We start from the raw sequence: 1,221 nt of genomic DNA, 5'->3' as shown, positions 1-1,221 counted from the left end.
ATGTAATCCACGGTGATACCCTTCGGGCAAGCAGCCTGGCATTCGTAAAGGTTGGTGCAGTTACCAAAGCCTTCCTTGTCCATCTGTGCCACCATAGCGAGCACGCGCTTCTTGGCTTCGACCTTGCCCTGGGGCAAGAAGCTGAGGTGAGAAACCTTGGCAGAGACGAAGAGCATAGCGGAAGCGTTCTTACATGCAGCAACGCAAGCACCGCAACCAACGCAAGCAGCAGCGTCGAAGGCGCGGTCTGCATCAGCCTTGGGAACGGGAATCACGGAAGCTTCGGGAGCGGCACCGGTGTTGACGGAAACGTAGCCGCCAGCAGCGATGATGCGGTCGAATGCGGAACGGTCCACAGCGCAGTCACGGATAACCGGGAATGCGGCAGCGCGCCACGGTTCGATCACGATGGTATCGCCATCCTTGAACTTACGCATGTGCAGCTGGCAAGTGGTGATGCCGTGGTCGGGACCATGGGGCATACCGTTGATGACCAGAGAGCACATACCGCAAATGCCTTCGCGGCAGTCGTGGTCGAAAGCAAAGCCTTCCTTGCCCTGCTTCATCTGTTCTTCGTTGACAATGTCCAGCATTTCCAGGAAGGACATGTCGGGAGAAATGTCGCTGATCTTGACAGTTTCGAACTGTCCCTTGGTCTTGGAGTCCTTCTGACGCCAAATCTTCAAAGTCAAATTCATATTGCCGTGGCTCATTATTTGTAGCTCCTAGTAACGAGGTGGACGTTATCGAATGTGAGAGGTTCCTTGTGGAGTTCGGGCTTTTCGCCATCGCCCTTGAATTCCCAAGCACCGACGTAGCAGAAGTGTTCGTCGTCACGCTTTGCTTCGCCTTCTTCGGTCTGGCTTTCTTCACGGAAGTGACCGCCGCAAGATTCTTCACGGTGGAGGGCGTCGAGAGTGAGGACTTCTGCGAATTCAAGGAAGTCAGCCAGACGGCCAGCGCGTTCCAGGTTCTGGTTGAAGGAACCTTCGGAACCGACGACGTTGACGTTTTCGTAGAATTCTTCGCGGAGTGCGGGGATTTCCTGGAGAGCCTTTTCGAGGCCAGCCTTGTTACGGGCCATACCAACGTATTCCCACATGATGTTACCGAGCTGACGATGGATATCGTTAACAGTGCGGTGACCCTTGATGGAAAGGAGCTTGGAAATCTTTTCTGCGGTCTGCTTCTTGCAGTCTTCGAAAGCAGGATCAGATTCGG

Annotated in this window: 1 protein-coding gene and 1 pseudogene; both read right to left on the bottom strand. The window is 54.5% G+C overall.

The window, feature by feature from the left end; translation table 11 throughout:
- A partial coding sequence (locus BUB73_RS16485; RefSeq protein WP_073287572.1) for a succinate dehydrogenase/fumarate reductase iron-sulfur subunit occupies nucleotides 1–713 on the bottom strand: 713 nt, incomplete at its 3' end.
- Nucleotides 713–1,221, bottom strand: a pseudogene (locus BUB73_RS16480) (fumarate reductase/succinate dehydrogenase flavoprotein subunit); the annotation flags it as partial. The pseudogene BUB73_RS16480 and the gene BUB73_RS16485, both read right to left, overlap by 1 nt.

It is taken from the genome of Fibrobacter sp. UWH6 (genome assembly GCF_900142465.1).
GTDB lineage: Bacteria > Fibrobacterota > Fibrobacteria > Fibrobacterales > Fibrobacteraceae > Fibrobacter.
The sequence above is the reverse complement of the archived record's forward strand: the minus strand, read 5'-3'. Positions and strand labels throughout refer to the sequence as shown.